This window comes from Candidatus Woesearchaeota archaeon, from assembly GCA_003694805.1.
In the GTDB taxonomy this organism is placed as follows: Archaea; Nanobdellota; Nanobdellia; order Woesearchaeales; family J110; genus J110.
Genome location: RFJU01000014.1, coordinates 1 through 7800 on the forward strand (window position 1 = coordinate 1; position 7800 = coordinate 7800).

The following is a 7800-nucleotide window of genomic DNA, read 5'->3' on the forward strand; positions in this document are numbered from 1 at the left end:
CACCTACAAGGAGGTAAAAAAAAACATGAGCACACCACCCACTCCAGAAGAAAAACAATCAGCATTCATCCTCTGGTTCGACCAACTCGGCATCGAAGACGTCCCCCTCGTCGGCGGGAAAAACGCCTCCCTCGGCGAAATGTACCGAAACCTCGAACCCAAAGGCGTGCACATCCCCAACGGCTTTGCCATCACCGCCCACGCCTACCATTACCTTCTCGAAAAAACAGGAGCCAAAGAACAAATCAAACTCATCCTTGCCGACCTCAACACAAAAGACCTCCACAACCTCCAAGAACGAGGAGAAAAAGTCAGGACCCTCATCAGAAACCTCACATTCCCGCCAGAACTCCAAACCGCAATCATCAACGCCTACCACGACCTTTGCAAAGAATACGGCATCAACACCGACGTCGCCGTCAGGAGCTCGGCAACCGCAGAAGACCTCCCCGACGCGAGCTTCGCCGGACAACAAGAAACCTACCTGAACGTCCGCGGCGAAGCACAACTCATTGAAGCCTGCAAGAAATGCTTCGCATCCCTCTTCACCGACCGAGCCATCAGCTACCGTGAAGACAAAGGATTTGACCACTTCACTATTGGACTCTCCATTGGCGTCCAGAAAATGGTCCGCTCAGACCTCGCCTGCAGTGGCGTCATGTTCAGCATCGACACGGAAAGCGGATTCCAAAACGCCGTCTTCGTCACGGCCAGCTGGGGCCTTGGAGAGAACATCGTGCAGGGCGCTGTGAACCCTGACGAGTACTACGTCTTCAAACCATCCCTCAAGCAAGGCAAGAACGCCATCATCAGCAGACAACTCGGCGCCAAACAAATGAAGCTCATCTACGACACGAGCGGGAACAAGCAAACCAAGAACGTCCAAGTCGAAGCCCGAGACCGAAAGCGATTCTGCCTCACCGACGAAGAAGTCCACACCCTCGCACGATGGGCCTGCATCATAGAAGAACACTACTCGCAAAAACGAGGAACCTTCACCCCCATGGACATGGAATGGGCAAAAGACGGCCAAACCGGCAAACTCTTCATCGTCCAAGCCCGCCCAGAAACCGTCCACAGCCAAAAAGACAAAACCAAACTCAAACAATACATCCTCAAGGAAAAAGGACGCTTCCTTGTAGAAGGCCACAGCGTCGGAGAAAAAATCGGCACCGGCACCGTCAACGTCATCAAAGACGTCCACGACATCCACCAATTCAAGCAAGGAGAAGTCCTCGTCACCGAAATGACCGATCCTGACTGGGAACCCATCATGAAAATCGCCTCGGCAATCGTTACAAACAGAGGAGGCAGAACCTGCCACGCAGCCATCATCAGCAGAGAGCTAGGCATTCCCTGCGTCGTCGGCACCGAAAACGGAACAGAAGTACTTCACACCGGCCAAAAAGTCACGGTGAGCTGCGCCGAAGGAGACGTTGGCAAAGTCTACGAAGGAGAACTCCCCTACGACGTCCACGAAACAGACCTCTCCTCCATCCCCGAGACGAGAACCAAAATCATGATGAACGTCGGCAACCCCTCCCTCGCCTTTGAACTCAGCTTCCTCCCCAACAAAGGCGTGGGCCTGGCACGCGAAGAATTCATCATCAACAGCTACATCAAAATCCATCCCCTCGCCCTCCTCCACTACGAAACCCTCAAAGACGAAGAAGCAAAAAGAAGCATTGCAGAACTCACCGCCGGCTACCCCGACAAAACACGCTACTTCATCGACAAACTCGCAGAAGGCATTGCAACCATTGCAGCCGCGTTCCACCCAAAACCCGTCATCGTGCGCCTCTCTGACTTCAAAACGAACGAGTATGCCAACCTCATCGGCGGCAAAGAGTTCGAACCGAACGAAGACAACCCCATGATCGGGTGGCGAGGCGCTTCACGCTACTACGACCCGAAGTACAAAGAAGGCTTCGCCCTCGAATGCCAAGCGCTCAAGAAAGTCCGAGATGAAATGGGACTCACCAACGTGGCCATCATGATTCCTTTTTGCCGCACGGTCAAAGAAGGCCTCAGCGTCCTCGACGAGATGGCCAAGCACGGGCTTCGCCGAGGAGAAAACGGCCTCCTCGTCTACGTCATGTGCGAAATCCCGTCCAACGTCATCCTCGCCGACCAATTCCTCGACCACTTCGACGGCATGAGCATCGGCAGTAACGACCTCACCCAGCTCACCCTCGGCCTTGACCGCGACTCAGAAATCGTCGCTCACATCTACGACGAACGCAACGACGCCGTCAAACGCCTCATCAGCCAAGTCATCAAAACAGCCAATGCCCGCGGCAAGTACATCGGCATCTGCGGCCAAGCACCATCTGACTATATCGACTTTGCAGAGTTCTTAGTGCGAGAAGGCATCCAAAGCATGAGCCTCAACCCCGACACGGTCGTCAAAACCACCCTCAAAATAGCAGACGTCGAACGAAGCTTAGGACGCCAACAATAAAAAAAGAAGTAAAAAAACCGACCTCCCGCACCAAAACTATATAAATAACCACGACGTATACTGCTGTATGGGAGGGGTGAAGCTCACAAAACAGGAAAGTCCCCTTGGACGTCTTGAGAAAGAATTCAAAAAGCTTAGCCAGCAGGAAATTAAAGAACTCCTTCTCGTGAACACCTACAAGATGGCCATGCTCAAGGCACAAGTTGAGGCCATCACGCAAATTCTCATCAAGAAAAAAATCACTACGTACGAAGAAGTCTGGAACCTCACCAACGACATCTTCAAAGACAGCAAACTATAACCTGGAAAAAAAAACTGACAACCCATAACAACACTATACGAACACTACAAACAAACAGTTATACTAACAAATAAATACGTACGGCCAGAGTGCTACCTTCACAAACACCATTCTTCCCCCCGCCCGTCCTCCGCAAAAAAAGCGGTTGAAAAAAACCAACACGACCCATCACCGTTCTGGTTACAACACCACCTTCCCTGAGGGCAAGTTATATAAACCTCCAGCGAGGAAAACCTCCAGAAGAGAGGTGAAACACCATGGTTACCATCGCTATCAACGGATTTGGACGCATTGGCCGCAACGTCTTTCGTGCAGGATACCTCGACCCCGACTTCAATGTCGTAGCAATCAATGACCTCACTGACAACGCAACCCTCGCCCACCTCCTCAAACACGACAGCGTCTACCACACGTTCCAAGCAAACGTCACTCACGACGACCAACACCTCATCGTGAACGGCAAACCCATCCGCGCCTTCGCAGAAAAAGACCCTGCAAACCTTCCATGGGGCGAACTCGGCGTTGATGTCGTCTTGGAATGCACCGGACGATTCCGAACCAAGGACGCATGCCAAGCCCATCTCAACGCAGGAGCAAAAAAAGTCCTCCTCTCAGCCCCTGCAAAGAGCGACGGATTCAAATACATCGTTATGGGCGTCAACGACCACGAACTCACACCAGACATGACTCTCGTTTCCAACGCGAGCTGCACAACAAACTGCCTCGCACCCATCGTCAAAGTCCTCCACGAACAATTCGGCATTGAACACGGCCTCATGCTCACCGTCCACAGCTACACCGGCGACCAACGACTCGTGGACGCGCCTCACAAAGACCTGCGACGAGCAAGAGCCGCCGCGATCAATCTCGTCCCAACCACGACAGGAGCAGCAAAAGCTGTCGCAAAAGTCATCCCCAGCCTCCAAGGCAAACTCGACGGCTACGCAGCACGCATCCCCACACCAACCGGAAGCCTCACGGACTTCACTTGCAGGGTCGCGAGGGACGTGACTGTCGAAGACATAAAGACAGCCATGCGTGAAGCGGCAAACGGCCCGCTCAAAGGGATACTCGAATACTCAGAAGAAGAACTCGTCACGCAAGACATCGTTGGCAACCCCCACTCGAGCATCTTCGACGCGAATCTCACCAAAGTCATCGATGGCCGATTCGTCAAAGTCGTTGCGTGGTACGACAACGAATGGGGCTACTCCAACCGCATGGTCGAGCTCTGCAAAAAAATGGCTCAACACAACTAAGAATAAACAACAAAACACAAACAACGAGAAGAAAAACAAACAACTAAAAAGCCACCACGGAACAATCACGAAACACCGCGCCTTGTGCAGCAAAACGCAGAAGCCCCCAAAGGAGGCACCCAACTCAAGACGTGCTTGTGCCAAGACGTTGGCGCAGACTGCTCGCGCCTTTGTACAAGAGCAACAAAAACCCACAATGCACCCGCGAAGAAACACCCCTCTCCTCAAGAACCTCGACGTCAAAGCAAAACGCGTCCTCGTCAGGGCAGACTACAACGTACCGCTCAAAGACGGCACTATCACCAACGACAAACGAATTCGTGCAAGCATCCCCACCATCACTGAACTCCTGGCAAAGGGAGCAAAACAAATCATCCTCGCATCCCACCTCGGCAGGCCAAAGGGCAAACCCGACCCCTCCCTGAGCCTCAAGCCAGTTGCGAAGCACCTCAGCACCCTCCTGCACAAAGAAGTTTCCTTCATCCCAACGCCGACACCGCAAACGCTGCCGGACAACACCCTCGTCCTCCTTGAAAACCTCCGCTTCGACCCAGGAGAAGAGGCAAACGATCCGTCATTTACCAAAAAACTCGTACGCCTCGCCGACTGCTTTGTCTTCGACGCCTTCGGCACAGCACACCGTTCCCACGCCAGCACCGTCGGGATCCCAGCCCACCTCCCTTCAGCAATGGGCCTGCTCGTTGAGAAAGAACTCCGCTACCTCACCCTTGCCAACGCCGACCACCCCCTCATCGCCATCTTCGGCGCAGCCAAAGTAAAAGACAAACTCCCCCTCCTCACCGCTCTTCTTCAACACGCAGACAGCGTTCTCCTCGGCGGCGCTATCGTCTTCACCTTCATGAAAGCACAAGGGTACAGCATTGGCAAAAGCCTTGTTGACAACGAATCACTCGACCTTGCACGGACACTCTCAGAACAACACGGTGAACGGCTCACCTTCCCCAGAGACTTCATCGTTGCAGAAGACGCAAAACCCGACCTCCCGACCAAGACCGTCCCCTTCCACAAAATACCACCCACCCTCAAAGGCCTTGACGTCGGCCCGAAAACTGTCGCCCTCTTCCTTACCAAACTAGAAAAGGCGAAAACCGTCATTTGGAACGGCCCTCTCGGCGTTGCAGAAATCCCCGCGTTCGCCAAGAGCACCCAAGACGTTGCGCGCTTCCTCACCACCCACCCTTCCATCACGAGCATCGTGGGCGGAGGAGACACGGCTGCCGTTCTTGAAACATACAACCTCACCGAAGGATTCACCCACGTCTCTACTGGCGGTGGCGCCGCACTGAAAGCACTCGCAGGAGAGCCACTTCCCGCAATCGAAGCCCTTAACGCATCAAAGAAGAAACACCACAAGCACACATAGTTTCGTGCTCAGCCACGAAGGTACCGTCCACGATCAAAAACGTTCTTCACAAAAGGCTTCTTCCCAATCGCGTTCCCAAGACCGAGAACTTCTCCTCGCTCGTTCACAACAACCACGTCGCCGCGAAGCGATGCCCCGCCCACCACGCTTTCTTCAAAAACATCTCGTCCACACAAGAAAAGCCACTCTCCTCTTTCATTTACCACAATCTTCTTCTCCGTTCGCTCAGCAATCCAGTCAACCAAACTCGGAGACGGAACAAACCCGCCTTTCCCCCTCTCTTCGCCTAAGAACACGCCTATGGAGAAAAAATCAGCCCCGACTTCCTTTGCAAAGCGCTGCAAGGCAGGACTCGCAGAGAAGACCTGCTTCCCCCTCACCACGAGGTTTTCAGGCATGTCTTGCGTGAAACGCTGAAGCATGCGCTTCAAGCACAACAACGGACTCTGCGTACGCCGCGCCAATGCCTCCTTGCTCGTCGCCTCCAAACGCTCAAGAGCCGCCATACTCAACCGCGCTCCTCTTCAAAACCGTTATGGCGCACGCTAACTGCTTCCGCACCGTCTTCCTCTCGAGGAAGCAGGAGTCGCGCACCTTCAACTTCAAGCAAACGCTTAATTTCTCCAATAATAATGCTTGATCGCAGGTTTTCCAACCGCTCACGCGCTGCCTCGCACACTCGCTCTTGTTCTCTCAACTGCGCCTTGGCGGACTTGAGCAAGTCTTGCTGCTCTGAGAGCGACCAGCGAGTCATATCCTTTTTTTCTCGCTCTTCGATTTGCTTCAACTCCTCAGAAAGCGTCAACAACTTTTCTCGCAACGCCGCCGCAGTCTTCTTTGAAAAGGCAGCAATAGCACGCCTCACCCGTTCCTCTTCCTTCTTTTTTAGGCCGAGGTGCGAAAGCTGAGCCGAAACGCTTTCGAGAATGCCAATGAGCGTCTCAGCATTGCTCGTACGAAGCGCTTTGCACGGGTCCTCAAGAAATTTTTGCAAGAGCGCATTGGCGTTGCTGTGCAAGTATTTTTTCACAGCCCGCTCCATCACACCCCACTCTTTTCTCACACGCTCCTCGCAGGAAGCCAGCTCCTTTGCCACTGCATCTTTGCGATCGAGAAGTGCACAAAACTTCTGGTACGCCTCGCTGCGTTCAATCTCCCTCACCCTGGCAGAGAACTTCTTCACCTTGCCCTGCAAGTCCTTAAGCACACGCTCTTCTCTTGCAAGCTCCTCACTCGCCTCTTGCCGCCTTTGTTTAATCTCCTCGAGCTGGTCAACCTTCTCCCTCACCGCGCGCAAATCGTAAATCTTCTTTTTTTCTAATTCTGCATTTGCATAAATTACGCTGTCCTCTATGCGCTTGAGCGACTTGGCAATAGCAACTACTTCATCACCAAAAAACTCTTTGAGTACGTAAAAGTTCTTTCTCGTCCTCTCCTCAAGCTCGCCAAGCTCTTCTCCCAACGCGAACATGAATCGGTCAACCGCGAACACGTTCGTTGGCAAGCGAAAGCCTTCAAGAAAAGATCTCACTGCGAGAATATACTGAGCGCGATTTCCTTCCATCACGTGCTTTGCCCGCTCAGGAATCGCATCATTTTGTAAACTCCCCTTCTCTAGGGCGTCAAGCTGTTTTTGCAGTGTCGTCATGGCAACTTCAACTTCCCTGCGAAGGCGGGAGAGCACCTCGCCGCCTCCCTTCTCCTCTGCTCGCCGCTGCGTCCACGCTGGCAGAGCAGCAAGTTCAACTTCTGTCGGGCGCTCTTTCCTCTTTCCAAAAACGTTGAAAAAACCCATTCTGCTTGATTTCCACTCAGCCACTAAGGCCAGGATTAGCTCCTCACAACGGTTCAGAAACAAGGAAGGCTTATAAGTTTTATGCGTTTCTTTTCTCATCCGTACTACATTCAGCTTACTACGTTCAGGTCCAACCCACATGAGCAGACGTAATAGTACAAGAAGAAAACGAAGGAGCAACTGGAAAAAGCCCTCAAAGCAAAAGAGCCTTGCCAAGGAGCGCGTCGCTTCACTCTTCTCCCTCGCCGAGCAATGCGCAGCGTCCCATCCTACGCGAGCTATCCGCTACGTCCAGCTTGCCCGGCGCATTGGTATGCGTAATAAGGTCTCCCTCGCACCCTTCAAAAAACGGTTTTGCAAGCATTGCAACACGTATTTTCTTAATGGCGTGAACGCTCGGGTGCGCATCCACCGAGGCAGGCTCATCATCACCTGTCTTTCGTGCAAGCATATTCGCCGATTCCTCTTCGTCAAGAAACGTGCTGGGGAGCAGAAAAAGAAATAGCGGGCAGGCAGGGATGCTGTTCTCTTTATTCCTTCATTGTACTGCGTTTGAAGCGGCCCTCCCCACCACTTAAAAATTTCCATATGGAAAATTTC

At 52.9% G+C, this 7800-nt stretch carries 7 protein-coding genes; 5 read left to right on the forward strand and 2 right to left on the reverse strand.

From position 1 onward, the window contains the following. The first annotated feature begins 25 nt into the window (after positions 1-25). From D6783_00485 to pgk, 4 genes are all read left to right on the forward strand, one after another. Entirely contained in the window at positions 26-2461 is a 2436-nt protein-coding gene (locus tag D6783_00485; GenBank protein RME53902.1) for a phosphoenolpyruvate synthase, read from the forward strand. Positions 2462-2528: 67 nt separating this feature from the next. After that, positions 2529-2762 carry a hypothetical protein gene (locus D6783_00490; protein RME53896.1) on the forward strand — a complete coding sequence of 78 codons (234 nt, stop codon included), beginning with the start codon at positions 2529-2531 and terminating at the stop codon, positions 2760-2762. A gap of 257 nt (positions 2763-3019) precedes the next feature. Continuing rightward, a complete protein-coding gene (gap, locus tag D6783_00495; GenBank protein ID RME53897.1) occupies positions 3020-4021 on the forward strand; it encodes a type I glyceraldehyde-3-phosphate dehydrogenase in 1002 nt (333 codons plus the stop codon). After that, entirely contained in the window at positions 3924-5405 is a 1482-nt protein-coding gene (pgk, locus tag D6783_00500) for a phosphoglycerate kinase (protein ID RME53898.1), read from the forward strand. The genes gap and pgk overlap by 98 nt, the downstream gene beginning before the upstream one ends. 8 nt (positions 5406-5413) lie before the next feature. On the opposite strand, the gene D6783_00505 is transcribed toward pgk, so the two are convergent. Beyond that, positions 5414-5911 (reverse strand): hypothetical protein, encoded by a 498-nt coding sequence (locus D6783_00505; GenBank protein ID RME53899.1) that lies wholly within the window; start codon positions 5909-5911, stop codon positions 5414-5416. Positions 5912-5913: 2 nt separating this feature from the next. Next, positions 5914-7200, reverse strand: coding sequence for a hypothetical protein (locus D6783_00510; protein RME53900.1), 1287 nt, complete (start codon positions 7198-7200; stop codon positions 5914-5916). 139 nt (positions 7201-7339) lie between these two features. Here D6783_00510 and D6783_00515 point away from each other — a divergent pair, with 139 nt between their 5' ends. Continuing rightward, positions 7340-7705, forward strand: a complete 366-nt coding sequence (locus tag D6783_00515) for a ribonuclease P (protein RME53901.1) — start codon at positions 7340-7342, stop codon at positions 7703-7705. Positions 7706-7800 lie beyond the last annotated feature (95 nt).